Consider the following 971-nt stretch of genomic DNA (forward strand, 5'->3'; position numbering starts at 1 on the left):
TGTCCAACCCGGAGACATGGGTAACAGATTGTACTTAAGACATGGGTGACAACCTCGTGCCGAACGGGTTGTCGATGGTCTGCAAGGTCCTCTGTTCCAAGTCGATATACCCGAGATCGTAATGCATGAAGCTGACGAGCCAAATGCCGTCGTCGATCTCCTTGATTCCCAGCCTCTGACCGGCGAGCACGGTCGAGACGTTGATCCTCTTCCTGTGCATGCAGATGCGGCCGCAAGCGGTAACCAGGATGTCGCGGTCGTGGAAGGGGTATTCCAGTTCCGGCAGGCCGTCATAGGCTCTTGAGGACGGCGTGTAGAGCTCGGCCGGGGTGCGCATGGCGAGCGCCTCGTGTGGCCTTTCCTCGTTGAATTCGCTGATGAAAGCGTCGAACCTCGCCTGCTGCTGGAGAATGTTCATGCCGGGCGGCCTGGTCGTCTCTTTCTTTAAGGTCAGATGCATGCGCTCGTGGCGGCCGTTCTGTTGCGGGTTGCCCGGCTGGATGCGCTCGATGACGATGCCGAGCCTGAGCCAGAACACCGACAGGCGCGAGAGATTGTAGAGGCCGTTAGGCGAAGCGAAAGGGAGCCCGTTGTCGGAGCGGATGGCGGCGGGCAGGCCGCGCTCCCTGAACAGCCGCACGAAGGCCTCGATGACCGGCGTCTCCTTTGTCGATTCAAGCGCTTCGCAGGCGAGCACATAGCGCGAGATCTGGTCGGTGACCGTCAGGGGGTAACAGTAGCTACCGTTGCCGAGCCTGAACTCCCCCTTGAAGTCGGTGCACCACAGATCGTTAGGGGCGGCGGCTTGCGACAATGGCGTGCCCACGGCCTTGCTCGCCCGGTTCCTCTTGCGGGCCTGGCTCACAAGGCCGTGACGGTCGAGCACGGCATGCACGGTGCTTTTGGCCGGGATACGCACATCACCGGCGAGCTTCCTGACCAGCAACTCCCTGATCTTGCGAGCGCCCCAA

At 61.5% G+C, this 971-nt stretch carries 1 protein-coding gene; it reads right to left on the bottom strand.

Features of this window, described 5'->3' with window-relative positions:
* Positions 1-34: 34 nt before the first annotated feature.
* The coding region (locus NKI08_RS34485; RefSeq protein ID WP_352775969.1) for an integrase core domain-containing protein at positions 35-971 on the bottom strand (937 nt) is incomplete at its 5' end.

The sequence above is a fragment of the Mesorhizobium sp. M0768 genome, assembly GCF_040320195.1.
Taxonomy (GTDB): domain Bacteria; phylum Pseudomonadota; class Alphaproteobacteria; order Rhizobiales; family Rhizobiaceae; genus Mesorhizobium.